General features: G+C 60.2%; 26 protein-coding genes. 1 reads left to right on the plus strand and 25 read right to left on the minus strand.

The genetic code is table 11. From position 1 onward, the window contains the following. Positions 1 to 3: 3 nt before the first annotated feature. The 19 genes from rplV to DW925_RS00390 all read right to left on the minus strand — a co-directional run bounded on the left by rplV (position 4) and on the right by DW925_RS00390 (position 16,123). On the minus strand, positions 4 to 375 hold the full coding sequence (gene rplV, locus DW925_RS00300) for a 50S ribosomal protein L22 (RefSeq protein WP_006235036.1): 372 nt from the start codon (positions 373 to 375) through the stop codon (positions 4 to 6). Positions 376 to 389: 14 nt separating this feature from the next. Next, the gene (gene rpsS, locus DW925_RS00305; protein ID WP_006235035.1) at positions 390 to 650 is read right to left on the minus strand and encodes a 30S ribosomal protein S19; all 261 of its coding nucleotides are present in this window, start codon (positions 648 to 650) and stop codon (positions 390 to 392) included. Between the two features lie 32 nt (positions 651 to 682). Continuing rightward, a complete protein-coding gene (gene rplB, locus DW925_RS00310; RefSeq protein WP_055250219.1) occupies positions 683 to 1,513 on the minus strand; it encodes a 50S ribosomal protein L2 in 831 nt (276 codons plus the stop codon). Between the two features lie 179 nt (positions 1,514 to 1,692). Further along, positions 1,693 to 1,980, minus strand: coding sequence for a 50S ribosomal protein L23 (rplW, locus tag DW925_RS00315; RefSeq protein WP_006235033.1), 288 nt, complete (start codon positions 1,978 to 1,980; stop codon positions 1,693 to 1,695). Continuing rightward, entirely contained in the window at positions 1,981 to 2,607 is a 627-nt protein-coding gene (rplD, locus tag DW925_RS00320; protein ID WP_006235032.1) for a 50S ribosomal protein L4, read from the minus strand. 46 nt (positions 2,608 to 2,653) lie between these two features. Continuing rightward, positions 2,654 to 3,274 (minus strand): 50S ribosomal protein L3, encoded by a 621-nt coding sequence (gene rplC, locus DW925_RS00325; RefSeq protein ID WP_035137484.1) that lies wholly within the window; start codon positions 3,272 to 3,274, stop codon positions 2,654 to 2,656. Positions 3,275 to 3,723: 449 nt separating this feature from the next. Further along, on the minus strand, positions 3,724 to 4,350 hold the full coding sequence (locus DW925_RS00330; RefSeq protein ID WP_117790112.1) for a histidine phosphatase family protein: 627 nt from the start codon (positions 4,348 to 4,350) through the stop codon (positions 3,724 to 3,726). Positions 4,351 to 4,389: 39 nt separating this feature from the next. Continuing rightward, positions 4,390 to 5,544, minus strand: coding sequence for a cation diffusion facilitator family transporter (locus DW925_RS00335; protein WP_233540198.1), 1,155 nt, complete (start codon positions 5,542 to 5,544; stop codon positions 4,390 to 4,392). A 149-nt stretch (positions 5,545 to 5,693) separates the two neighbouring features. Further along, positions 5,694 to 6,908, minus strand: coding sequence for a PTS fructose transporter subunit IIB (locus DW925_RS00340; RefSeq protein ID WP_117790114.1), 1,215 nt, complete (start codon positions 6,906 to 6,908; stop codon positions 5,694 to 5,696). 40 nt (positions 6,909 to 6,948) lie between these two features. Beyond that, positions 6,949 to 8,673 carry an acetyl-CoA carboxylase, carboxyltransferase subunit beta gene (gene accD / locus DW925_RS00345; RefSeq protein ID WP_117790115.1) on the minus strand — a complete coding sequence of 575 codons (1,725 nt, stop codon included), beginning with the start codon at positions 8,671 to 8,673 and terminating at the stop codon, positions 6,949 to 6,951. After that, complete coding sequence (locus tag DW925_RS00350) at positions 8,660 to 10,003, minus strand: acetyl/propionyl/methylcrotonyl-CoA carboxylase subunit alpha (protein WP_117629226.1); 1,344 nt, start codon at positions 10,001 to 10,003, stop codon at positions 8,660 to 8,662. Before DW925_RS00350 ends, accD begins: the two co-directional genes overlap by 14 nt. A 10-nt stretch (positions 10,004 to 10,013) precedes the next feature. Continuing rightward, a complete protein-coding gene (gene fabZ, locus DW925_RS00355; RefSeq protein WP_099432064.1) occupies positions 10,014 to 10,436 on the minus strand; it encodes a 3-hydroxyacyl-ACP dehydratase FabZ in 423 nt (140 codons plus the stop codon). A gap of 9 nt (positions 10,437 to 10,445) precedes the next feature. Next, positions 10,446 to 10,919, minus strand: coding sequence for an acetyl-CoA carboxylase biotin carboxyl carrier protein (gene accB, locus DW925_RS00360; protein WP_117790116.1), 474 nt, complete (start codon positions 10,917 to 10,919; stop codon positions 10,446 to 10,448). 3 nt (positions 10,920 to 10,922) lie between these two features. Continuing rightward, positions 10,923 to 12,170 carry a beta-ketoacyl-ACP synthase II gene (gene fabF / locus DW925_RS00365; RefSeq protein WP_117790117.1) on the minus strand — a complete coding sequence of 416 codons (1,248 nt, stop codon included), beginning with the start codon at positions 12,168 to 12,170 and terminating at the stop codon, positions 10,923 to 10,925. Positions 12,171 to 12,209: 39 nt separating this feature from the next. Then, complete coding sequence (gene fabG, locus DW925_RS00370) at positions 12,210 to 12,983, minus strand: 3-oxoacyl-[acyl-carrier-protein] reductase (protein ID WP_117790118.1); 774 nt, start codon at positions 12,981 to 12,983, stop codon at positions 12,210 to 12,212. 30 nt (positions 12,984 to 13,013) lie between these two features. After that, on the minus strand, positions 13,014 to 13,940 hold the full coding sequence (locus DW925_RS00375) for an ACP S-malonyltransferase (RefSeq protein ID WP_117790119.1): 927 nt from the start codon (positions 13,938 to 13,940) through the stop codon (positions 13,014 to 13,016). Beyond that, positions 13,928 to 14,872, minus strand: a complete 945-nt coding sequence (gene fabK, locus DW925_RS00380) for an enoyl-[acyl-carrier-protein] reductase FabK (protein ID WP_117790120.1) — start codon at positions 14,870 to 14,872, stop codon at positions 13,928 to 13,930. The genes DW925_RS00375 and fabK overlap by 13 nt, the downstream gene beginning before the upstream one ends. Positions 14,873 to 14,874: 2 nt before the next feature. After that, positions 14,875 to 15,111: an acyl carrier protein gene (locus DW925_RS00385; RefSeq protein ID WP_055285196.1), complete on the minus strand. Its 237-nt coding sequence runs from the start codon at positions 15,109 to 15,111 to the stop codon at positions 14,875 to 14,877. 52 nt (positions 15,112 to 15,163) lie between these two features. Beyond that, entirely contained in the window at positions 15,164 to 16,123 is a 960-nt protein-coding gene (locus tag DW925_RS00390; protein WP_117790121.1) for a 3-oxoacyl-ACP synthase III family protein, read from the minus strand. A gap of 176 nt (positions 16,124 to 16,299) precedes the next feature. Between DW925_RS00390 and DW925_RS00395 the strand changes: the two genes are divergently transcribed. Continuing rightward, the gene (locus tag DW925_RS00395) at positions 16,300 to 17,076 is read left to right on the plus strand and encodes a biotin--[acetyl-CoA-carboxylase] ligase (protein WP_158565714.1); all 777 of its coding nucleotides are present in this window, start codon (positions 16,300 to 16,302) and stop codon (positions 17,074 to 17,076) included. 116 nt (positions 17,077 to 17,192) lie between these two features. Here the strand turns inward: DW925_RS00395 and rpsJ are convergent, their stop codons facing one another. The 6 genes from rpsJ to DW925_RS00425 all read right to left on the minus strand — a co-directional run bounded on the left by rpsJ (position 17,193) and on the right by DW925_RS00425 (position 22,832). After that, positions 17,193 to 17,501, minus strand: a complete 309-nt coding sequence (gene rpsJ, locus DW925_RS00400) for a 30S ribosomal protein S10 (RefSeq protein ID WP_022094184.1) — start codon at positions 17,499 to 17,501, stop codon at positions 17,193 to 17,195. Positions 17,502 to 17,561: 60 nt separating this feature from the next. Further along, positions 17,562 to 19,661, minus strand: coding sequence for an elongation factor G (fusA, locus tag DW925_RS00405; RefSeq protein ID WP_117790123.1), 2,100 nt, complete (start codon positions 19,659 to 19,661; stop codon positions 17,562 to 17,564). 19 nt (positions 19,662 to 19,680) lie between these two features. Then, positions 19,681 to 20,154, minus strand: a complete 474-nt coding sequence (gene rpsG, locus DW925_RS00410) for a 30S ribosomal protein S7 (RefSeq protein WP_006235013.1) — start codon at positions 20,152 to 20,154, stop codon at positions 19,681 to 19,683. A gap of 73 nt (positions 20,155 to 20,227) precedes the next feature. Further along, the gene (rpsL, locus tag DW925_RS00415) at positions 20,228 to 20,605 is read right to left on the minus strand and encodes a 30S ribosomal protein S12 (protein ID WP_006235012.1); all 378 of its coding nucleotides are present in this window, start codon (positions 20,603 to 20,605) and stop codon (positions 20,228 to 20,230) included. A gap of 681 nt (positions 20,606 to 21,286) precedes the next feature. Next, the gene (locus tag DW925_RS00420) at positions 21,287 to 22,363 is read right to left on the minus strand and encodes a DUF4179 domain-containing protein (protein ID WP_117790124.1); all 1,077 of its coding nucleotides are present in this window, start codon (positions 22,361 to 22,363) and stop codon (positions 21,287 to 21,289) included. Beyond that, on the minus strand, positions 22,314 to 22,832 hold the full coding sequence (locus DW925_RS00425) for an RNA polymerase sigma factor (protein ID WP_233540199.1): 519 nt from the start codon (positions 22,830 to 22,832) through the stop codon (positions 22,314 to 22,316). The genes DW925_RS00420 and DW925_RS00425 overlap by 50 nt, the downstream gene beginning before the upstream one ends. Positions 22,833 to 23,100 lie beyond the last annotated feature (268 nt).

A 23,100-nucleotide genomic window follows, 5' to 3' on the forward strand; every position in this document is an offset into this window, starting at 1 on the left:
GCTTTACGCCTCCTTTCGAGGAGCAACGACGACGGTGATGTGGGAAGTACGCTTCAGAATGCGAGAAGCGGAACCCTTGGCGCGGGGACGGATGCGCTTAAGCGTCGGACCCTCGTCAACATAGGCAGCGGCGACAACCAGGTTGTCGGCACGCAGACCGTTGTTGTTCTCGGCGTTCGCAACGGCGGAACGGAGAACCTTCTCGACATCCACGGCGACGGCGCGGTCGCAGAAGTGGAGGATGTCGAAGGCCTGAGCGACAGGCTTGCGGCGGATCAGATCGACCACCAGGCGGGCCTTGCTGGGGGAAACACGCACGTACTTAGCGACGGCGCGAACCTCGGTGGCCTCAGTTTCAATAGACTTAGTTGCCATTTACGGTTAACCCCCTATTTGGCCTTGTGGCCACGGAACGTACGAGTCGGCGCGAACTCGCCGAGCTTGTGACCAACCATGGACTCGGTAACATACACGGGCACATGCTTGCGGCCGTCGTGGACGGCGATGGTGTGACCAACCATCTCGGGGAAGATGGTGGACGCGCGGGACCAGGTCTTCACGACGTCCTTCTTGCCAGCCTCGTTCATCGCGGTGATACGCGAGAGAAGGCGAGTCTCCACGAACGGGCCCTTTTTGAGACTTCTGCTCATAAGTGCTTTCTCCTAAAACTCGGTATCCGAAATTACTTCTTACGGCGACGAATGATGTGCTGGTTCGAGACCTTCTTCTTCTTGCGCGTACGAAGGCCCTTCGTCGGCTTACCCCAGGGGGTAACAGAGGGACGACCAGAGGTGTGGTTCTTGCCCTCGCCACCGCCGTGCGGGTGGTCGACAGGGTTCATGACGGTACCGCGGACGGTCGGGCGCACGTTCATGTGACGCTTGCGGCCGGCCTTGCCGATGACGATGTTGGCGTGATCGGCGTTGCCGACCTCACCGACGGTGGCGCGGCAGGTAACGAGGATGCGACGCATCTCGGAGGAAGGCATACGGACGATGGCGTACTTGCCCTCCTTACCCATCAGCTGGCAGGAGTTACCGGCGGAACGGGCGATAGCGGCGCCCTTGCCCGGCTGGAACTCAACGGCGTGGATGAGCGTACCGACGGGGATGTCGGCGAGGGGCAGAGCGTTGCCCGGCTTGATGTCGGCGTCAGAACCGGACATGATGGTCTGACCGACCTCGAGGCCCTTGGGGGCCAAGATGTAGCGCTTCTCACCGTCAGCGTAGTGCAGCAGAGCGATGCGAGCGGAACGGTTCGGATCGTACTCGATCGTGGCAACCTTGGCGGGCACGCCGTCCTTGTTGCGCTTGAAGTCGATCACGCGGTAACGACGCTTCACGCCGCCGCCCTGGTGGCGGGTGGTGATGCGGCCGTTGTTGTTACGACCGGCCTTCTTGGGCAGGGGCTCGAGAAGAGACTTCTCGGGCTTGGTGCAGGTGATCTCAGAGAAATCGGAGATCGTCTGCCAACGCCTACCAGCGGAGGTCGGCTTAAGGTGCTTTACAGCCATTACAATCCCTTTCAATAGGAATCCGTTAGCCATCGCAGACAGGGATTCGAGGTTCTGCCTCGGGTGCGATGACACCGGACGTATACACGGTTCCGGGCGTGTCCATTTTATACGCCCGGAACCTTGAGCTCTCGCCTCCCCTATTTGGGAGGCATGAGCTCACTCAACAGCAGCGAGTCTTAGGCCTGGTTGCCAAAGACCTCGATGGTGTCGCCCTCGGCCAGCGTGACGATGGCCTTCTTCCAAGAACGGGTCTTGCCGGCGACATAGCGCACGCGCTTGGTCTTGGGCTTGACCGTCAAGGTGTTCACGCGAACGACCTTGACGCCGAAGATCTCCTCGACAGCGTCCTTGATCTGATACTTGTTAGCATCCTTGGCGACCTCGAACGTGTACTTGTTCTGCTCCATGCCGGAGAAGGAACGCTCGGACACGATCGGACGGATGATGATCTCGTGGGCGGTCATTTATGCAAGCACCTCCCCGAAGTGAGCGGCGATGTCGGCGGGCATCAGCACAGCGTTGTTGTTGACGAGATCGTAGGTGTTGGCCTCGTCAGCGGTGATGATGAACGTCTTGGGAATGTTGCGGAACGACAGGTAGGCGTTGACGTCCTCATCGCGAACGATGATGGTCAGACGCTTGCCCTCAAGGCCGAGAGCCTTGAGCATGGCGACGGCAGCCTTGGTGGAAGGCTTCTCGAAGCCGTAGTCGTCGACGAGCACGAGCTCGCCATCGGCCAGCTTGGCGGACAGCGCGGAGCGCATAGCCAGCTTGACCTCCTTGTTGTTCATACGCTTAGCGTAGGAACGGGGCTTGGGGGCGAAGACGACGCCACCGTGACGCCACTGGGCAGCACGGATGGAACCCTGGCGGGCACGGCCGGTGCCCTTCTGACGCCAAGGCTTCTTGCCGCCACCGGAAACCTCAGAGCGACCCTTAGCAGACTGGGTGCCCTGACGCCAAGAGGCCATCTGGCACTTGACGATGTGGTGCATAACGTGGATGTTCGGCTCGATGCCGTACACCTCAGCGGCGAGCTCGGCCTCGGCGACCTTCTTGCCCTCGCTGTTCTTTACTTCAAACTTTGCCATTTAAGTGTTCTCCTTGGTATGACGCTGGGCTAAATGGGCTGGGCCCTTAGGCCATACGGATGGCGACGAGACCATTCTTGGCACCCGGGACAGCGCCCTTGACCAAGATGAGGTTCTGCTCGGCATCGATGCGGACAACGGAAAGGTTCTTGACGGTAACGCGCTCGTTACCCATGTGACCGGCCATCTTGACGCCCTTGAGGACGCGCGCAGGATAGGCGCACTGACCGATAGAACCGGGGTGACGCTGGAAGTGAGAACCATGCGTCATAGGACCGCGGCGCTGACCCCAGCGCTTGATGCGACCCTGGAAGCCCTTACCCTTGGAGGTACCGATGACGTCGACCTTCTCGACATCAGCGAAATCAGCGACGGTGACGACCTCGCCGACCTTGTGCTCCTCGCCGTTCTCGACGCGGACCTCACGAAGGAAGCGGACAGGCTCGACGCCAGCCTTGGCGAAGTGACCAGCCATGGGCTTGTTCACGTTCTTGGCCTTGATGTCGCCGAAACCGATCTGGACGGCGTCATAGCCGTCGGTTGCCTGAGTTTTAACCTGCGAGACAGCGCAGGGGCCAGCCTGGATGACCGTGACGGGAACGACGTTATCGTCCTCGTCCCAAACCTGGGTCATGCCAATCTTGCGGCCGAGAATCATGCTGATCAAGATATGATCCCAACTCTCGCGTGGTCTTGGGACAATGCGTACACCACCGAGCGTACGCCCCTAGAGGACCACTACTTACACGACGTGCTCCCCAGTCTTGTATTACGCCCGGACTACCTGACAACCCTATTAAGCAGGCATTTTGTCCAGCCAGAATACTCCCCTGGTTTCACACAGCTGTTTAGTATACACGGCTGCGGGCGTATCCATCGAGATTCATATTTCACTCACATTGTTTACGCAGGTAAAGTGCGTGGATGGCTCCCGAGCACGGCGGAGGGCCGGAGAAATATATTAAGGTCCCTGCTCTACAGTCCTGCGCAAGACGGAGAGCACATTAAGTGCTCTCCTTTGCGTGCGGAACTCGCGATGACCTTAATATATTTCTCCGGCCCTCCGCCGTGCTCGGGAGACGACACGTTGATGTCTGCTTAACTCTGCTCGCTCAGCTAATTACTTTGTTGGGGGTCCACTATTTGCTGGAGGGTGAACTTACATTGCATTGGCTCGCCTTCTGCTTGTAGCTTTTCCCCATCGAAATCGAAGATCATGATGGCGCAGTTGGGGAGTTTTGTTGGGAGCTCGAAGCCCTCTGGGGCTGCAGCCTTGATGAATTGGCGGCTGGCGCTGCCGTGGCTTACTGCTAGGAGGGTTTCGATGCCCTCGGCGCCCATGAGATTGGTGAGGGTGCCCACCATGCGCTCCTGCAGGGCATGGCTTCCTTCTCCGCCAAATGGGATCAGGTCCTCGCCGGGGTCCCAGACGTCGGTGGGCAGGGCGTCGTGGGGGCCTTCTTCGAAGGTGCCGTAGCTACGCTCGATGATGCCTTCGCAGGGCTCGACTGCTGCATCCCGGCCGAGGAGTTCGGTTGCGACGAGACTTGCCGTGTCCATGGCTCGGCCTAAGGGCGAAGAGACCACTTTGTCGGGGACGACGCCGTGGGCTTTGAGCCATGCGGCTGCCATTCCCGCTTGCTTGCGGCCCAGATCGGTCAACGGAGAATCGCAGCGGCCCTGGACCAGCTTTTTGACGTTGAACTCCGTCTGACCGTGGCGGAGTAGATACAGCTTCTTCATGCTCTCCCCTTCTGCATAACCTGCTTTGCCGGCACAGCCTTACTCGTGAGTATGCCCTACGTAGTCTTCGTCGATCGTGATCTTGGCAATCGACTTGGGATATTCCGATTCGACCCGTTGTGCCAGCGCGTGCTTTAAGTCTTCGGCACTCATCTGCAGATCCGAGGGACGCACGCAGTCAAAGATCACGTTGGTGTGCGTGGGGCCCGGAACACAGCGTAGGTCGTGGATCGAGAGGCGGCTATCAATCTCTTGAGCCATAGCGTTGACGCGCAGACGCATGCTCGCCACCTTTGGATCGTCGGTCACGATGGGGTCGTAATGGAGCGTGACAATCATGCCGTCTTCGTTCCTAAATGCCTGTTCAATGTTGTCGAGCGTGTCGTGACTTTCCAGCGGGCTGGCCTCAGCCGCCATCTCGGCGTGGGCACTTGCGAACTTTCTGCCTGGGCCGTAGTCGTGAACCATCAAATCGTGAACGCCCAAAACGCCGGGGTAGCTCATGATTTTGTCTCGAATGTGCTTGACCAGCTTAGGATCGGGCGCCTGGCCCAAAAGCGGGCTCACCGTATCCTGGATGAGTTCAAAGCCGCTCCAGCCAATATAGGCGCCAACGGCAAGGCCGACCCATGCATCTAGATTGATATGCGTCACCTGCGAAACAATCGCGCACGCCAACACGGCGCCCGTGGCTAGAACATCGTTCTTGGAATCCTGCGCGGTCGCATGCAGCGTCTCGGACTCAATGCGATCGCCGAGTTTTTGGTTGAGGGCCGCCATCCAAAGCTTTACGACCATCGAAAGCGCAAGGACTGCCACCAGGGCAAGCGAGAACTCGACAGGTTCGGGGTGGATGACGCGCTCAACCGAGGACTTGATAAGCTCAAGGCCGATCAGCAGCACGAGCGCCGCCACGACCAGACCCGAGAGATACTCGTAGCGGCCATGGCCGTAAGGATGCTCGGGGTCTGCCGGCTTGCCCGCCAGCTTAAAGCCAAGCACGCTCACGATGTTCGAGCTGGCATCAGACAGGTTGTTCATAGCGTCCGCCACGATTGAAACCGATCCCGACAGCACGCCAATTGCACCCTTCGCAGCGCATAGTGCCACATTGGCGAGAATACACACCATACCCGTCAACGTTCCCACGCGTGCACGGTCGCCCTGCGCACGACGAACAATCCACTCGACCATCTGCATCCGCCCCCACGGTACTACCTATATATCTATTGCTCAAACGGATTGTAGTGTAGCCACTTTGCCCCACAGATACAAAAAGGCCGCAACCCACACGGGCCACGACCTTGGAACATGACAAAGAAATCGCCCTTTGTCGCACGGGTTTATGCGCTTGCTTCGGCCACGCTCTTCGAGGTTTCGGGTGAATCAGCTCCGTCCCCCGTCGTCTGCCCCTTCGCCGGCACCACGCCAAAGCAGTAGCTCAGCGCCGCAGACACCGCAAATGCCACACCGCCGGCAGCACAGCACCACAGCAGGTTCGAGATGCCGCCCGTGGCAAAGCCAATGACCATGAGGACATTCGTCATGCCGATGGTATAGGCCGTAACGTGGCCCACGGCCGCAACAAGGCCTCCGACGGCACCGCCAATGGCCATGCACGTCAGACACCTGCCATATTTAAAGCCGCAACCGTACAGCGCCGGCTCGCTTACGCCGCCAAGAACACCCGAGATTGAATAGCCCAGCATGAGCGCCTTCTCGTCCTTATCCGCAATGCGAAGCGACGCGCCAAAAGGCATGCCCCAAACGGCGAACGTCGCCATCGTCGCGGCAATCAGGATGCACGAATCCGTTCCCACACTCATAAACTGCGCGTACGCAAGCGATAGGACAACGTTGCTGACACCCGCGATCTTAAGAAACTCCCAACCCGCGGCAAGCCCCATGAGCGTGAGCAGCGACACGATGGCACCGGAATTGCCAAGCATAAACATAAGCTGGCCCAACAGCATGCCCAGATAGCTGCCCGCCGGCGCCGTGATACACAACGAAACCGGAACCATGACAAGCATGGTCGCAAACGGAACGAACGAAAACGCCACGGCCTGAGGGATAATGCGCGAAAAGAAACACTCCACTCGCCATAGCACGGGCACCGAGATGAGAACCGGAATAACAGTCGTCGTGTAATCGTTGACCGGCGCGGGAAGCAGGCCATACACGGAAGTCATCGGTGCCCCCGTCGTCGATGCGGCATCGACGAGCTTAAGCAGATCGGGCGCAATCAATACGCCGCCCAGCATCATGCCCAGCTGCTCCGAGCAACCGAGCTGGCGGGCGGCCGCCCAACCAAGATAGATGGGCAAAAAGTAATAGCCGGCGTTATAGAGCCAACTGTAGAACAGGCGATAGATTTCGGAATCGGCAGACCACAGGCCCAGCATGCCTTCGCCCATAATGACGGCGACGGTGCGGAACAACGCCGCGCAGACAATAAACGGCAGCGCCGACATCATGCTTTTGGACAGATAGTCCACCACGGCCATGGCGTTTGATGAAACCGTCGTTGCAAACGAGGTGTTAGAAACTTGTGGCATGGAACGCCTTTCCCAATGTGACATGCGGACTGTCCCTTTGTCACATCGTGCGGTACTGACCGATTGCGCGGTACTTTTCGTAGCGGAGGTTTGTGAGGGTCGCGTCGTCGAGCCGCCCAAGCGTATCGAAGGCATCAAATGCCGAGGACATGACGGCACCGGCAATCTCCTCATGCGACAGGCCCCTATCGTCGACAATGCCGTCGATGATGCCGAGCGCCAACAGATCGGGGGCCGTGAGCTTAAGCGCCTCAGCGGCCTCATTCGCGCGCTCGGTATCCTTCCACAGGATCGACGCACAGGCCTCGGGGCTCACGACCGAATAGGCCGAGCTCGAGAGCATCAGGATGCGGTCGGCCACGGACAGCGCCAGCGCGCCACCAGAGCCACCCTCGCCTGTCACCACCGAGACAATCGGCGTCTTAAGGCCGCTCATCTCCATGAGATTCTGGGCAATCGCCTCGCCCTGGCCGCGCTCCTCGGCACCGATGCCGCAAAACGCGCCCGAAGTATCGACCAGGCACAGAACCGGTCGACCAAACTTTTCGGCCTGGCGCATAAGGCGACGCGCTTTGCGGTAGCCCTCGGGATGCGCCATGCCAAAGTTGCGGCGCATGCGCTCTTTGGTCGTGGTGCCGCGCTCGATAGCGATAACCGTCACGGGACGTCCGTCTTTCCAGCCAATGCCACCCACCACGGCGGCGTCGTCACCAAAGTAACGGTCGCCGTGCAGCTCCACAAATCCATCCAGGCCCAGCGAGATCATCTCGCCTGCCGTGGCGCGATCTGCCGAGCGGGTCTGCTTGACAATCTCGAGCGCGGTTTTTGGTGCCGCCGAGCGCTTAAACAAGTGTCCCAGCTTTTTGCCGCGGCGACCTGTATGCACGATCTCGTGCGGAGCCCCCAGACCAGGCGCGCGCCCTTCGTGCAGCGCCAGCAGCTCGCCTACCGTGAGCGCAATCTCGCCACGCGGAACAACGGCATCGCAAAAGCCGTGCTCCAGCAAAAACTCGGAGCGCTGGAATCCCTTGGGCAGGCGCTTGTGCATGTTCTGCTCGATCACGCGCGGGCCGGCAAATGCCGTCAGGGCATCGGGCTCGGCCAGGATAATGTCGCCCTCCATGGCAAAGCTCGCGGTTACACCTCCGGTCGTGGGATCGGTGAGCACCGTGATATACAGGCCGCCCGCCTCGCTGTGGCGCCTAACCGCCGCAGAAATCTTGGCCATCTGCATGAGCGAGGTCACGCCCTCCTGCATGCGGGCGCCGCCCGATACGGTAAAGCCAACGACCGGCAGCCCCAACTCGGCCGCGCGCTCAAAGACACGACAGATCTTCTCGCCCACCACGGAGCCCATTGAGCCCATCATAAAGTTGGCATCCATAAAGAAGAGCGCGGTATCGCAGCCGCAGATTTTGCCCCTGCCGCACACAACGGCATCGCGCTCGCCCGAACGCTCGCTCACGCTCTTAAGCTTGTCGGCATAACCGGGAAACGAGAGGAAGTCCTTCGACGCCAGATTGGCATCCCATTCCTCAAAGGTACCCGCGTCGACCGTCATGCGCATGCGCGCGCGACCGCTCACGCGAAAGTGCTTGCCGCAACGAGGGCAGACCTCGAGGTTGTCGTGCAGGCGCGCCTCATCGATCACACGGCGGCACTCCGGGCATTTGACAAACACGTGGCGCGCGGGGAACTCGGCGCACGACTCGGTTATCGGCCCCTCAAGGACATTGACCGTCTTCGCTTTTCTATTCATCAGCATAGAGATGCCCCATCAGATCGGTGTGATACATGCCCGACAAGAACTCGTCGTTTGCCAGCACGTCGAGCTGAAGCTCGCTGTTTTCGCTCACGCCCTCAATCACGAGCTCGCCTAGGGCCGAGCGCATCTTGCGAATGGCGCCGTCACGCGTGGGCGCACACACGATGAGCTTGCCGAGCATGGAGTCGTAGTACGGCGGAACTTTCGCACCGGTAAACATGGCGGAATCCCAGCGCACGCGCGGGCCACCCGGCACACGCAACGCGGTGACCGTTCCGCACGACGGCAGAAAGTCCGGCGTTTCGGCATTGATGCGGCACTCCATGGCGTGGTTGCGCACCGGCATGTCCTCCTGCTCAAAGGGCAGAGGCTGGCCGGCAGCCACGCGCAGCTGCCACTTAACCAGGTCGGTATCGGTCACAAACTCCGTAACCGGATGCTCCACCTGCAAGCGCGTGTTCATTTCCATAAAGTAGAAATTGCCGTCATCTGAGTACAAAAACTCGATGGTGCCAGCGCCCTCATAGCCAACGGCACGAGCCAGGTCGCGCGCGGCCTTGTGCATGCGCGCGCGAATATCATCGCGTCCGTCGAGGCACGGCGCGGGGCTCTCCTCGATCAGCTTTTGGTTGCGGCGCTGCACCGAGCACTCGCGCTCGCCGAGCGAAAACACATGGCCCTGCTTATCGGCCATAATCTGTACCTCAACGTGATGCGCCGGCGCAACGAACTTCTCCATGTAGCACTCGCCGTCGCCAAAAACGGCCTCACCCTCGGCACGCGCCTCGATGAACGCCTTTGCCGCATCTTCCACGCGCTCGACCTTGCGAATACCGCGACCGCCGCCGCCCGCGCGCGCCTTAATAAGCACGGGGCAGCCGATGCGCTCGGCCTCGGCCGTTGCTTCCTCGGGGCTTTTGAGCAAATCGCAGCCCGGCACGATGGGCACGCCCGCAGCAGCGGCCGTTCGGCGTGCGGCGTCCTTGTCGCCCATGCTGTCGATCACCTCGGCCGAAGGACCGACAAACGCCAGACCGAACTTGTCGCAGTCGCGCACGAAGCTCGCCTTCTCGGAAAAGAAGCCATAGCCGGGATGAATTGCCTTAGCTCCCGACTTTACGGCACAGGTGAGCACGGCATCGTCGTTGAGGTAGCTCTCGGCAAGACGCGGGCCGCCGATGCAATACGCCTCGTCGGCAAGCTGCACGTGTAGCGCGTCCGCATCGGCCGTGGAATAAACGGCGACGGTCTTGATGCCCATATCGCGGCACGCGCGGATAACACGGACCGCGACTTCGCCGCGGTTGGCGATGAGCACTTTGTCGAACATGGAGCCTTCCTTAACTTTCGTGCATGAGTGCAAAAGACATATCGGCGCGGCAGCAAACCTCACCGTTGACGCTCGCAGTACCCGTCGCAAAGCGGAACGGCCCGCGCGCACGCGTGATGGAGCACACCAGATCCACCGTGTCGCCCGGGCGCACCGGACGCTTAAAGCGCACCTTGTCCAGACTCGTGTAGAACGGCGTCGCGCCGCGCGCCTCCTCATCGCCCATCAGCAGCACGCAGCAGTTCTGGGCGAGCATCTCGCACTGAATCACGCCGGGAACGACCGGGTTTCCCGGAAAATGTCCCTGCAAAAAGTACTCGTCGCCTGTAATCGTGATCTTGCCGTGGGCCTCGTCGCCCACCAGCTCGGCTTCGTCGAGCAAAAGCATCGGCTCGCGATGCGGTAACAGCTTCTTGAGCTCTTCTTTGTTCATGGATATCACCTATCCGATCCTCATGAGGCAGCTGCCAAACTCCACGAGGTCGCCGTCGGCCACGCAGATCTCGAGCACCTCACCGTCTGCCTCGGCCGTCACCTCGTTGAGAACCTTCATGGCCTCGATGATGCAGAGGGTCTCGCCGGCCTTGACCTTGGAGCCCACGCGCACAAACGGCTCGTCGCCCGGCGCCGGGGCAGCATAGAAAACGCCGACCATGGGAGCGGTCACCTCGGTGCCCTTAGGCTCCGGTGTGGCGGCAGGCGCCTGCGCGGCGGGTTCCGGTGCGGCAGGCGCGACTGTGGGAGCTGCAACTGGAGCGGCCATGGCGCTCGGCATAGGCATGGGCACGGCAACCGGCTGCGCCGCACTCGCGCGCTCGAGCTCGACCGCGGTGCCATCGGGCTCCTCAACGCGCACGCGCGTGAGGCCGCGGTCTTCCATAACATCGGCTATCTCGGCAAGTCTTTTGGAATCCATGCTCTAGCTCCTCGTATATCTACGCAGCGCGATGGCGGCGTTGTGCCCGCCAAAGCCCAGGTTGGTCGAAAGCGCCCAGGTAAGGTCGGCGCGAACCGCTCGATTAGGCGTGTAGTCAAGATCGCAGGCGGGATCGGGCGTGTGGTAGTTAATGGTCGGGGGCACCACGCCCTGCTCGAGCGCCATGGCACAGGCCATGACCTCGATGGCACCCGTAGCACCGATCATGTGGCCGGTCATCGACTTGGTCGACGAGACGTGCGCGGCGCGTGCCGCGTCCTCGCCGAGCGCACGCTTGATGCCCGCCGTCTCGGACGAATCGTTGAGTTTAGTCGAGGTTCCGTGAGCGTTGATGTAGAGGCCCTCGGAAGGCTTAACGTCGCCCTCGGCCACCGCCAGCGATATCGCACGGGCAATGCCGGCAGCCTCGGGATCGGGGCTCGTGATGTGATAGGCATCATCGGTGTTGCCGTAGCCCACGACCTCGGCATAAATGTGCGCACCGCGCGCCTGCGCATGTTCCATGCTCTCCAGCACGAGCACGCAGGCGCCCTCGCCCATCACAAAGCCGTCGCGGTCTGCATCAAACGGACGGCATGCCGTCGACGGGTCAGGATTAGTGGTGAGTGCACGGCAGGATGTAAAGCCCGCAACGGCATCGGGGATGATTGCGGCCTCGGCACCACCGGCGAGAATCGCATCGGCATAGCCATGCTTGATGGCGCGGAACGCCTCGCCCACGGCATGGGCCGAGGTCGCGCAGGCGGTCACCACGGGCAGGGTCGGGCCCTTTGCCTTGTGGCGGATCGCGATATTGCCCGAAGCCATATTGGGGATCATCATCGCAATCATATAGGGCGATGCACGGCGGGGCCCACGGTCGGCAATCGTGTGGACGTTGTCGACGAGTGTCTGCATGCCGCCCACGCCTGAACCCACGTAGACGCCCAGGCGCTCTCGATCGATGGCGCCTTCGACATCAAAGCCCGCATCATGCATGGCCTCGTCCGACGCTGCCAGGGCAAACTGAACGCAGGGGTCCAGGTGCTTGGCGTCACGCTTGCCAAAGTACTCGTTGCCGTCAAAACCCTTGACCTCGGCCGCCACCTTAACGGCAAACGCATCGGTATCGAAGTGCGTGATCGGGCCGATACCGCACGTGCCGGCGCACATGGCCGCCCAGGTGGCAAGCGCCGTGTTGCCGAGCGGCGATACGGCACCGATGCCGGTGATTGCAACTCTCTGTTCCATCTTGGTCTCCTCATTCAAGCCGTTCTTCGGCCCTGGTTTCTACATCGCCATTCCGCCGTCGACGCGCACGACCTCGCCCGTAATGTAGGCAGCCGCATCACTCGCCAAAAAGCGCACCACGCCGGCCACTTCCTCGGGGCGCGCCATTCGCCTCAGGGGAATCTGCTCCTCGCACGCCGCGCGGACCTTCTTCGAGAGCTTTGCCGTCATATCGGTCTCGACAAACCCGGGTGCGACCGCGTTTACTCGTACGCCGCGGGGCGCAAGCTCGCGCGCTACCGCCTTGGTCAGGCCGATGACGCCCGCCTTGGAGGCAGCGTAGTTGGCCTGCCCGGCATTGCCCATCAGGCCCACGACCGAGCTCATGTTGATTACGCAACCGCCGCGCTGGCGCATAAAGGTCTTGGTGAGCGCACGCGTCATATTGAACGTGCCCTTGAGATTGACATCGAGCACGCGGTCGAAGGCATCGTCGCCCATACGCATGAGCAGGCCGTCGCGCGTGATACCGGCGTTGTTGACAAGCGCCCAAATGGAGCCAAAGCCGTTGAGGACCGTCTCCACGCATGTGTTGACGGCGGCGGGATCGGCCACGTCACATTGATATGCACGTGCCGTGGCGCCAGCCGCCTCGCAGGCTTCGCACGTCTCGCGCGCCGCATCTGCGCTACCGGCATAGACAACGGCGATATCAAAGCCGTCCTCCGCCAGACCGAGAGCGCAGGCACGGCCGATACCCCGCGAGCCGCCCGTGATCAGCGCCACACGGCGCGATCCGTTGCGCTCGAGCGCGCCGTTGTTCAAGTTGCCCATGTCATTCCTTTCGGGTTACAGCCCTGTGAACTATGCGAGCTCGTCGGCAATAGCTGCGACCTGCTCGGCCGTTTCGCACGAATACACGCGAACGTCGCTCAGCGTACGCTTGACCAGGCCCGACAGCGTTTTGCCGGGGCCGACCTCAATAAACGTGTCGATGCCTTGATCCTGCAGAGCATGCAGCGTGTCGACCCAGCGCACGGCATGACTCACCTGGTTGGCCAGCACGTCCGATGCCGCTTGCAGGTCGGCCGGATAGGGCGCCGCCGTCATATTTGCCATAACAGGAATGAGCAGCGGGGACGGCGCGTGGCCGGCTTGGATATACGTCGCCAGCCCTTCAGTCGCCTCGGCCATATAGGGGCTATGGAATGCACCCGACACCGCGACCTTCATGGCCCGGCCACCAGCCTCTTTTACCAGGGCGTCGAGGGTCTGCAACGCATCGGGCGCTCCGGCCACAACCGTCTGCTGGGGGCTGTTGTAGTTGACCGGCCAGCAGTCCTCGCCGGCCTGTTTTGCCAGGCCCTCGGCTTGCGCCGCATCGAGCTTAATGACGGCACGCATGCCGCCGGGGTGACGCTCAGCCGCCGTGGCCATCAATGCCGCACGCTCACACACGAGCTCAAAGCCCGCTCGCGTATCGAACGCCCCCGCAAAGGTGAGCGCGGCGACCTCGCCCAGCGAGAATCCCGCACAGGCGGCAGGCACCACGCCGCGCTCGCGCAGGGCGACGGCGACAGCCAAGTCGTGCACGAACACGCAAGGCTGCGTGTTCTCGGTCTGCGAGAGCTCCTCCTTGGAGGCGCTCCGGCACTGCTCGCTGGTCCCCGGGCGCACCTCATCGGCAATGGCGAACACCTCAGCAGCCGCCGGCGATGCTTCGATGAGGTCGACACCCATCGCGGGATGCTGGGCACCCTGACCGGCAAACAGAAACGCTACGCTACCCATGCGAACGCACCCTTCAGGACATGCTCGGCGCCATCGACCAGATCGTCGACGATTTCGTGTGCGCTCTGGCGCTTGTTGACCATGCCGGCAATCTGTCCGCACAAATACGAACCCTCTTCGTAATTACCGTCCTTTGCGGCTTTACGAAGCGCGCCCGTGCCCATGGCCCCAAGCTCCTCGGGGCTTGCGCCCGCCGCCTCGTTCTTGGCATACGCGTTGGTGAAGGGGCTCTTGAGGGCACGCACCGGATGTCCCGTCGAGCGGCCGGTCGCGCGCGTCGACGTATCGCCCGCCTTGAGCACCAGCTCTTTGTACTGCTCCGATACGGTGCACTCGTTTGCGACCAGAAAGCGTGTTCCCACCTGGACGCCGGCAGCACCGAGCATAAAGGCGGCCGCCACACCGCGGCCATCGGCGATGCCGCCAGCCGCAACCACGGGAATATCGACCGCATCGACAACCTGCGGGACAAGTGCCATCGTCGAGGTCTCGCCAACATGGCCGCCTGATTCGGTGCCCTCGGCAACCACGGCAGTGGCTCCGCGACGCGCCACGAGACGAGCCAGAGCCACCGAGGCAACGACCGGGATGACCTTGATGCCCGCCTCGTTCCACGCCTTCATGTACTTGGTGGGATTGCCGGCGCCGGTCACCACAACGGGCACCCGCTCATCAATCACCACTTGTGCGACCTCGTCGACAAACGGGCTCATGAGCATAACGTTGACGCCAAAGGGCTTATCCGTCTTGGCGCGCAGCTCGTGAATCTGATCGCGCAGCCAGTTTGCGTCGGCATTCATGGCCGCGATAATGCCTAAGCCGCCCGCCTCGGACACGGCAGATGCTAGCGAGGCATCGGCAATCCAGGCCATGCCACCCTGGAACACGGGCTTTTCGATGCCGAGCAGATCGCAGAGAGGAGACTTGAGCATCACTACTTCTCCAATGCCGCCTCGACCGTATCGACGAACTCGCCGACCGTCTTGGGGTTCTCCTCGGTATCGAGCTCAATGCCAAACTCGTCCTCGACGGCAACGAGGATCTCGACGGTACCCAGGCTGTCGAGGCCAATCTCCTCGAGCGTGGACTCGGGCTTCATCTCGACATCGTCAAGGCCGGCGGTCTCGCGGATAACGTCGCAAACGCGCTCGAAGGTCTTCTGATCTGCCATGGTAGTTCTCCTTTGTTTGTACCCTAGGGGCGTTTTTATTTCCTATGTGCGACTACTTCCAACGAAGTAGATAGCCACCTACATCCAAGCCGGCGCCAAATCCGACTAGGGCGATGGTGTCGCCCGCGTGCAGCGCGCCGGTATTTGCCAGTCGATCGAGAGCAAGCGGAATGCATGCGCTCGAGATGTTGCCGGTTTCACGCAACGTTCGGACCACACGGTCGTCCGGCGCACCTAAGCGCTTGACTGCCTGGCTCAAGATTCGTTCGTTAGCCTGATGGAATACAAAGTGGTCGATGTCCTCGACCGCGATGCTCGCGTCGCAGGCGAGCTTGTTGACCGTGTCGCAAATGGCATTGACGCCAAACTTGAAGACACGACGGCCGTTCATGGAAAGCACGCTTTCGCGGTCCTGCGCCGTCTTATACGGCGAGGAGCCCGCCAATCCGGGGACGCGCAGTGTTTCGACGTCAGGCGACGTCGAAAGCTCAACAGCAAGGGGATTCTCTCCCCCAGCCTCTATGACCGCAGCACCCGCTCCATCGCCAAAGAGCACGCACGTGGCACGGTCGGTCCAATCGAGGGCGCGCGTCATCTGCTCGGCTGCAACGACCAGCACGTGCTCGGCGCGACCGCGGGCGATATAGCCCTCGGCGACATCGAGCGCAAATACGAAGCCGGCACAAGCCGCCGAAACGTCGAAGGCAGGACATGTGGCGCCCAGGCGCTCAGCAACGGCGCACGCTTCGGCAGGAACGAGATGATCGCCCGTCGTCGTCGAGCAGACGATAAGATCCAGCTGGCTCGCATCGATTCCGGACGTCTGGAGCGCTTGCTCGCTCGCCGCCACGGCAAGGTCGTCGAGTGACTCGGTGGTGCACACATGGCGGATCTTGATCCCCGTGCGGGTAAAAATCCACTCATCCGAGGTGTCCAGGAACTCGGACAGCTCGTCGTTGGAAACGCTGCGCTCGGGAAGTGCCGAGCCCGTTCCCAGTATCGTGAAACCCATCACTAACCTCCTTTGAGTTGTTGACGTGTTTACATCGACCAAGAGAGGATAGCGCATTTCAGTCGTTGTTGACGTGTTAACATTAAATTGTCCAAATGCGACAAAGGCTTCACATTGTGTCTGTCTCTCGACACCATTGCGTTATTCACTTATTCATTAAGGAGGTAGCAGCCGCTATGGATGCCCAATTAACGATAGTCGACGTAACCGGATCGACCAACGATGACCTGCTCGAAGCAGGAAAACAAGGAGCTCCGCACGGCACAGGACTTGCCGCCCGGGCTCAGACAGCAGGACGTGGCCGGCGCGGCCACAAGTGGGATTCAACCGCCGGCAACCTATTGCTTTCGATTGTCCTGCGTCCATGCGTTAATCCTGCAAAGTACTCTGGTCTTGCAGCCGTCAGCGGCCTAGCGGTGCTCGAGGCGCTCGAAAATCAGGGTCTTGCAAACGAGATTGGCCTCAAATGGCCCAACGATCTGGTCGCGCGAGGATGCAAGCTCGGCGGCATTCTGGTCGAGGCCGCACGCGATAACGAAGGCAAACCTTTCGCCGTCTGCGGCATTGGCGTCAATGTGAACTATGTGCCTTCGGAGGTTCCCGATGGCGGCCTGCCGGCAATCGGTCTCTCGGACCTCAACGAGAATGTTCCCGCCGTCGATGTGCTACTCAAGGAGGTCTATCACACCGTCTTAAACGCTGTGGACGCGTGGGCAGAGAGCCTCAACGCCATGGAAGAAAACGCCGGACCGCTCGCGCCCGTCCACGGCGAATACATCGGTCATCTCAATTGGATTGGGGATCACGTTATCGCCCGTTCCCCCGCTGGGGACGAGCTGGCGCGAGGCATCTTTAAAACCGTCGATGACTTTGGTCGCGCGTGCATCGAGACCGAAGACGACTTGCGATCCTTCCATTTTGAAGAGGCGTCGCTGCGCCCCATGGGTAAATAAGACGCCATAGCCACCCATTCGGCCGCATTATCCGGCCCCCCAAGGCCACCATTCAAAACAAAAGAGCCCCGCTACCATAATGGCAGCGGGGCTCTTTAAGCTATGAGCGATATCGCTTAGAGCTTGATGTCGATGTCAACGCCAGCGGGGAGGTCGAGACGCATGAGCGAATCAACGGTGCCCGAGGTGGGGTCGAGGATGTCGATGAGGCGCTTGTGGGTGCGCATCTCGAACTGCTCACGGGAGTCCTTGTTCACGTGCGGCGAGCGGATAACCGTGTACAGGTTGCGCTCGGTGGGCAGGGGGACAGGACCGGAAACGCGAGCGCCGGTCTTCTGAGCGGTCTCGACGATGAGCTTCGCGGACTGATCGACGACCTCGTGATCATAGCCCTTGAGGCGAATGCGGATCTTCTGGGTAGCCAACTTAAACCTCCAAAGAGTGCGAGAGATGTTCTCGCGGATTACGTAACAGGGAGCTCGAACTTAGGCGTTCTTGCTCATGACCTCGTCCACGATGGACTTGGGCGCGGGCTCATAAGAGTCGAACTGCATCGTGTAGGATGCACGGCCCTGGGTCTGGGAGCGAAGGTCGGTAGCGTAACCGAACATCTCGCCCAGCGGCACCTTGGCACGGATGAGCTTGCTGTTCTTGCGATCCTCCATGCCCTCGATCTTGCCGCGGCGACCGGAGAGGTTGCCCATGACGTCGCCCATGTACTGCTCGGGGGTCTCGACCTCGACAGCCATGATCGGCTCGAGCAGCTGCGGATCGGACTTCTTGAGGGCGTCCTTGATAGCCATGGAACCGGCGATCTTGAAGGCGGCCTCGGAGGAGTCGACCTCGTGGTAAGAACCGTCGAACAGGGTGACCTTGACGTCGAGGACCGGGAAGCCGGCGATAACACCGGTGTTCAGGGCCTCCTGGATGCCCTTGTCGATGGACGGGATGTACTCCTTGGGCACGACGCCGCCGACGATAGCGTTGACGAACTCGTAGCCGAAGCCCTCCTCCATCTTCTCGAGCTTGATGACGGCGTGGCCGTACTGACCGCGACCGCCGGACTGACGGACGAACTTGCCCTCAGCCTTCTCGACGTCGTGACCGGCGGTCTCGCGGTAGGCAACCTGGGGCTTACCGACGTTAGCGTCAACCTTGAACTCGCGGAGCAGACGGTCGACGATGATCTCGAGGTGCAGCTCGCCCATGCCGGCGATGATGGTCTGGCCGGTCTCGTGGTTGGTGGACACCTGGAAGGTCGGGTCCTCCTCGGCGAGCTTGGTCAGAGCCAGGGACATCTTGTCCTGCTCGGCCTTGGTCTTGGGCTCGATGGCAACGTCAATAACGGGCTTAGCGAACTCGATCTTCTCGAGGACGATCTCCTTGCCCTCGGCGCACAGGGTGTCACCGGTGGTGGAGTTCTTGAAGCCGACGCAAGCGACGATGTCGCCGGCGGCAGCGTCGTCACGGTCGATACGCTCGGCGGCGTTCATCTCGAGGATGCGGCCGAGGCGCTCGCGCTGACCGTTGGAAGCGTTGACCACGTAAGAGCCGGACTCGGCGCGGCCGGAGTAAACGCGGACATAGGTGAGCTTACCGACGAACGGGTCGGTCATGATCTTGAAGACCAGGCCGGAGAAGGGCTCGTCGAAGGAAGGATGACGCTGAATCTCCTCGCCGGTGTCCGGATCGGTACCGGTAACGGCCTCGACGTCGAGCGGGCTGGGCAGGTAGTCGACGACAGCGTCGAGCAGCTCCTGGACGCCCTTGTTCTTGTAGGCGGAGCCCACGAAGACGAGGTTGAGCTCGTTGGCCAGAACGCCCTTGCGCAGAGCAGCCTTAAGCTCCTCGACGGTGAAGTCCTCCTCCATGAGGATCTTCTCCATGAGCTCGTCGTCAAAGCTGGCAGCAGCGTCAAGGAGCTCCTCGCGCTTGGTGGCAGCGATGTCGGCGAACTCAGCCGGGATCTCGTCCATCGGCTCGGGGTAGGTCATGCCCTTGTCGTCGGCCTTGAAGTCCCAAGCAGTCATGGTGACCAGGTCGATGACGCCCCAGAAGTTGTCCTCGGCGCCCATCGGGACCTGAGCGGCCACGGCGTTGGCGTCGAGACGATCCTTCATGGTCTCGATAGCGTTGAAGAAGTCAGCGCCCACGCGGTCATACTTGTTGATGAAGGCGATGCGGGGGACGTTGAAGGTAGAAGCCTGACGCCAAACGGTCTCAGACTGGGGCTGAACGCCGGCAACGGCGTCGAAGACGGCGACAGCGCCATCGAGGACGCGCAGGCAGCGCTCGACCTCGGCGGTGAAGTCAACGTGGCCCGGGGTGTCGATGATCTGGATGCGGTAGTCCTTACCGTCCTTGTTCCAGAAGCACGTGGTAGCAGCGGAGGTAATGGTTACGCCGCGCTCCTGCTCCTGAACCATCCAGTCCATGGTGGCAGCACCCTCATGGACCTCACCGATCTTGTGGGTCTTACCGGTGTAGTAAAGAATACGCTCGGTCGTGGTGGTCTTACCGGCATCGATGTGAGCCATGATGCCGATGTTACGGGTATCGGAAAGCTTGTACTTAGGCTTAGCCATGTTAGTTCCTTACCTTAACTTACCAACGATAGTGAGAGAACGCGCGGTTGGCCTCGGCCATCTTGAAGACGTCCTCACGCTTCTTGACGGAAGCGCCCAGGCCGTTGGAGGCGTCGAGGATCTCGTTGGCGAGACGCTCGGCCATGGTCTTCTCCTTGCGAGCGCGGGAGAAGTTGACGATCCAGCGGATACCCAGAGCGGTGGAACGACGGGAGTTGACCTCCATCGGGACCTGATAGGTAGCGCCACCGACACGCTTGGGCTTAACCTCGAGCGTGGGCTTGACGTTGTCCATAGCCTTCTTGAAGGTAGCGAGAGCGTCGCCACCCTCGGACTTCTCGGCAACGATCTCGAAAGCGGTGTAAACGATGCGCTCAGCGGTGGCCTTCTTGCCGTCAAGAAGGACCTTGTTGATGAGCTGAGTCACCAGGCGGTTGTTGTAAACGGCGTCAGGCTGAACCTCACGACGATTAGCTGCTGCACGACGCGGCATGTGAAATCTCCTTAAGTGTCTACCGTGCGGCGCTTAGGCGGCACACGGCGAAAGTATCAAAACGTTATCTGGCTTATTTGGCCTTGGGGCGCTTAGCACCGTACTTGGAACGGGCCTGCATACGGTTCTGGACCGGAGCAGCGTCGTAGGCGCCACGGATGACGTGATAACGGACACCAGGGAGGTCACGGACACGACCGCCGCGGACGAGCACGATGGAGTGCTCCTGCAGGTTGTGGCCCTCACCCGGGATGTAAGCAGTAACTTCGATGCCGTTGACAAGGCGAACACGGGCAACCTTACGAAGAGCCGAGTTCGGCTTCTTGGGGCTCGTGGTGAAGACGCGGGTGCACACGCCGCGCTTCTGGGAGTTGTGCTGCAGAGCAGCGTTCTTGGACTTCTTGGGCACGGAACGACGGCCCTGGCGAACCAGCTGGTTAATAGTAGGCAAAGCGTACTCCTTCTCGAATGATTCCAGCTTTCTGTAAAGTGCAACGGCTTGAATCGAGGGGTCAGCATCCCCCTACGAAACACGCAGTTCGATAGGATACGTGGCGTTAGCTGTGCCGTCAACACACCACGCCGCCGGGCGTATCCTAAAATTGGCATATTTCCGCAAAGCCTACACAAAAGGAATCCCCTCCTGTGCGCTTGGGAGGATCCCCGGACCGGGCGGCCCAGGTTTTAAGTTTGCTGCTCTACAGTCCTGCGCAAGACGGAAAGCACATTAAGTGCTTTCCTTTGCGTGCGGAACTCGCGACAAACTTAACCCTGCGCTGCCCGGGCCGGGGATCCGACGTGCTCGTCGGGGCAACGTTACCTGCCAAAAAGGGACAGGTTTATTTTGGTCGGTTTTATCTGGGGAAACGTCGCGCTCCAGCGGTGGTCCGCCCTCATCTGTCATAGGGAAATCGGCGGCGTTTTCGGAAGTATGCGGCAAATTCTGGACCTGCCGAGCACACCGGGGTTTTTCGATAATAAACCCGCAGGTAGAGCGCTTGAGCATTTGCGGTGTGGTCGAACCATCGAGATTTTGCCGCATACTTCCGAAATTCAGGCGAATATCGCTCAAAATAACCGTCCATATAACGCAAAAAAGGCCGCTTCCCCTAGTGGGAAGCGGCCTCAAGCCTTACGAATAGACGATGGTAAAGGGTTCTTCCGTTTGAGTCTCTCCTGTTGATGTGTATCTCGTGCCCTCGAGGGTTACCGAGACCACTTGGTCGACATCAATCAACTTCGTTGGCACCCAGATGTTCTCTCCGCTATTGCGCGTATAAGAAAAATATAAGTTGAACGCCCCTGCGTCGTCATCTTCGATAATCTGCTCCGATCCATCCTTGTAGGTAACCGTCAACTTCTTCGTGACTGCGTCAATGCCCAGATCATCGATGTGCGTCTGGATGGAAAACGGGCTGATCTCGAGAGGCGAGTCATCGGAGCGGAGTTCCTTAGTATCGACGTACGCTCCAACGCTAAACTCGGGCGTCGATGCCTCGAACGGCTTCGCATCCTCTCCTTCGCCCTCGGTCCACGAGATATTCCAGGTGACCGCATGTTGAAAACCTCGCTCGCGATCCATAGAAGCAAAGTACATCGTGCCATTAATGACAGTATCGCTTGATGTGTCCTTATCAATGGTGCAGCGTGTATCAGCCCATTCCTCGCCGAAGTTCATGCTGGGTGTACCGATGCCTTGTTCTTCTTCACCATAGAGAACAAGTTCGCCTGTCTCTGCTGCCGGCTTGTAGTAGTTAACACCATTTGGATTGGACAGCGTAAACGTCACAGCACCGCAGCCGTTTTGGTCGATAGCCATATCATGAATGTCGAGTGTATAGCCGTTGCCCTCGACGGACAGATTGACCTTCTGTACTGAACCCTCCAAGCTTTGGGGCGCGATACCATCACCAAACTCTCTGGTGTAGGTATATTTAGTCCCCGACGAGCCACCTTGAGTCCAGGTAACGGACTCTCCGTTGCCATGGTTTCCCCAGGCAGAGGCAAAATAACTGGAATTGACAACAGCGTAGGCGACCCCTCCGGTCGCCAGCACTCCGGCAAGACATCCGATTACGGCAACATACAGAGGCTTCGCGTGACCCTTTCGGCGAAGCGGCTCGCCAGCAGCGGCATAAAGAACACGGTCAGCAAGATCGCTATCGGCTTGGACGGACTCGAAGGCCTGCTTGATCTGGTTGGATTTCACGGTCGCCCTCCTCTAGGATGAACTTGAGCTTCGATCTGCCGCGAGCTAAACGCGTTCGAACGGTCGCGGCTGGCACATGCAGTAACTCGGCAATCTCTGAAGTCGAGAAGCCCAGATAGTAATAGAGCACGATGGGGATACGGAATCGTTCCGGAAGCCGCATGACATCTGACAGGACGGCCTTGGTCTCATCCTGCGCTGTCGAAAGCGACTCGGCCAGGTTCTCAATATCCTCCACACGCCTCCACGGCTTTCGAAAGAGCGATTTGCATTCATTGATCGTGACCCGGATAAGCCATCGACGAAGATGTTCCCAGCTTTCAAATTGCGCATCGCTTTTGAGTAACTTCAGAAAGACGTCTTGAGCGACATCGTCGGCGTCGGCGCGATCACGCAGGTACGTCAACGCGATCCGAAACACGACATCCCGGTGGTCTTCGACCGCCTGTCTAAAAGCTTGTTCTTCCATAATCACCTCCCGGTGACATTGATGGTTCTTGATGGGGCCCTCACCATAGATACGCTTTGACCGAACGAAATGTTTCAAATCCAAGCAGGAAAAACCTACCAAAATAAACCCGTCCCTTATTGGCAAGGGATCAACAGAACGCAATAGGTTGAGCATACGCAAGCGAGCGGTCCCCAGAGCGTACAAGGTGGCATGAAAAAGGCAGGGCATTGACCTTTTGGTCATGCCCTGCCTTTTGAATGACAGATTGTAGCTCTGGGGACCGCGC

This window comes from Collinsella sp. AM43-1 (assembly GCF_003467925.1).
Classification (GTDB): Bacteria; Actinomycetota; Coriobacteriia; order Coriobacteriales; family Coriobacteriaceae; genus Collinsella.

What these genes read in the sequence shown, in the direction of transcription:
- rplV (WP_006235036.1), bottom strand. Translation starts at nt 375, where the DNA reads ATGGCAACTAAGTCTATTGAAACTGAGGCCACCGAGGTTCGCGCCGTC.
- rpsS (WP_006235035.1), bottom strand. Translation starts at nt 650, where the DNA reads ATGAGCAGAAGTCTCAAAAAGGGCCCGTTCGTGGAGACTCGCCTTCTC.
- rplB (WP_055250219.1), bottom strand. Translation starts at nt 1,513, where the DNA reads ATGGCTGTAAAGCACCTTAAGCCGACCTCCGCTGGTAGGCGTTGGCAG.
- rplW (WP_006235033.1), bottom strand. Translation starts at nt 1,980, where the DNA reads ATGACCGCCCACGAGATCATCATCCGTCCGATCGTGTCCGAGCGTTCC.
- rplD (WP_006235032.1), bottom strand. Translation starts at nt 2,607, where the DNA reads ATGGCAAAGTTTGAAGTAAAGAACAGCGAGGGCAAGAAGGTCGCCGAG.
- DW925_RS00330 (WP_117790112.1), bottom strand. Translation starts at nt 4,350, where the DNA reads ATGAAGAAGCTGTATCTACTCCGCCACGGTCAGACGGAGTTCAACGTC.
- DW925_RS00335 (WP_233540198.1), bottom strand. Translation starts at nt 5,544, where the DNA reads ATGGTCGAGTGGATTGTTCGTCGTGCGCAGGGCGACCGTGCACGCGTG.
- DW925_RS00340 (WP_117790114.1), bottom strand. Translation starts at nt 6,908, where the DNA reads ATGCCACAAGTTTCTAACACCTCGTTTGCAACGACGGTTTCATCAAAC.
- accD (WP_117790115.1), bottom strand. Translation starts at nt 8,673, where the DNA reads ATGCTGATGAATAGAAAAGCGAAGACGGTCAATGTCCTTGAGGGGCCG.
- DW925_RS00350 (WP_117629226.1), bottom strand. Translation starts at nt 10,003, where the DNA reads ATGTTCGACAAAGTGCTCATCGCCAACCGCGGCGAAGTCGCGGTCCGT.
- fabZ (WP_099432064.1), bottom strand. Translation starts at nt 10,436, where the DNA reads ATGAACAAAGAAGAGCTCAAGAAGCTGTTACCGCATCGCGAGCCGATG.
- accB (WP_117790116.1), bottom strand. Translation starts at nt 10,919, where the DNA reads ATGGATTCCAAAAGACTTGCCGAGATAGCCGATGTTATGGAAGACCGC.
- fabF (WP_117790117.1), bottom strand. Translation starts at nt 12,170, where the DNA reads ATGGAACAGAGAGTTGCAATCACCGGCATCGGTGCCGTATCGCCGCTC.
- fabG (WP_117790118.1), bottom strand. Translation starts at nt 12,983, where the DNA reads ATGGGCAACTTGAACAACGGCGCGCTCGAGCGCAACGGATCGCGCCGT.
- DW925_RS00375 (WP_117790119.1), bottom strand. Translation starts at nt 13,940, where the DNA reads ATGGGTAGCGTAGCGTTTCTGTTTGCCGGTCAGGGTGCCCAGCATCCC.
- fabK (WP_117790120.1), bottom strand. Translation starts at nt 14,872, where the DNA reads ATGCTCAAGTCTCCTCTCTGCGATCTGCTCGGCATCGAAAAGCCCGTG.
- DW925_RS00385 (WP_055285196.1), bottom strand. Translation starts at nt 15,111, where the DNA reads ATGGCAGATCAGAAGACCTTCGAGCGCGTTTGCGACGTTATCCGCGAG.
- DW925_RS00390 (WP_117790121.1), bottom strand. Translation starts at nt 16,123, where the DNA reads ATGGGTTTCACGATACTGGGAACGGGCTCGGCACTTCCCGAGCGCAGC.
- DW925_RS00395 (WP_158565714.1), top strand. Translation starts at nt 16,300, where the DNA reads ATGGATGCCCAATTAACGATAGTCGACGTAACCGGATCGACCAACGAT.
- fusA (WP_117790123.1), bottom strand. Translation starts at nt 19,661, where the DNA reads ATGGCTAAGCCTAAGTACAAGCTTTCCGATACCCGTAACATCGGCATC.
- rpsG (WP_006235013.1), bottom strand. Translation starts at nt 20,154, where the DNA reads ATGCCGCGTCGTGCAGCAGCTAATCGTCGTGAGGTTCAGCCTGACGCC.
- DW925_RS00425 (WP_233540199.1), bottom strand. Translation starts at nt 22,832, where the DNA reads ATGGAAGAACAAGCTTTTAGACAGGCGGTCGAAGACCACCGGGATGTC.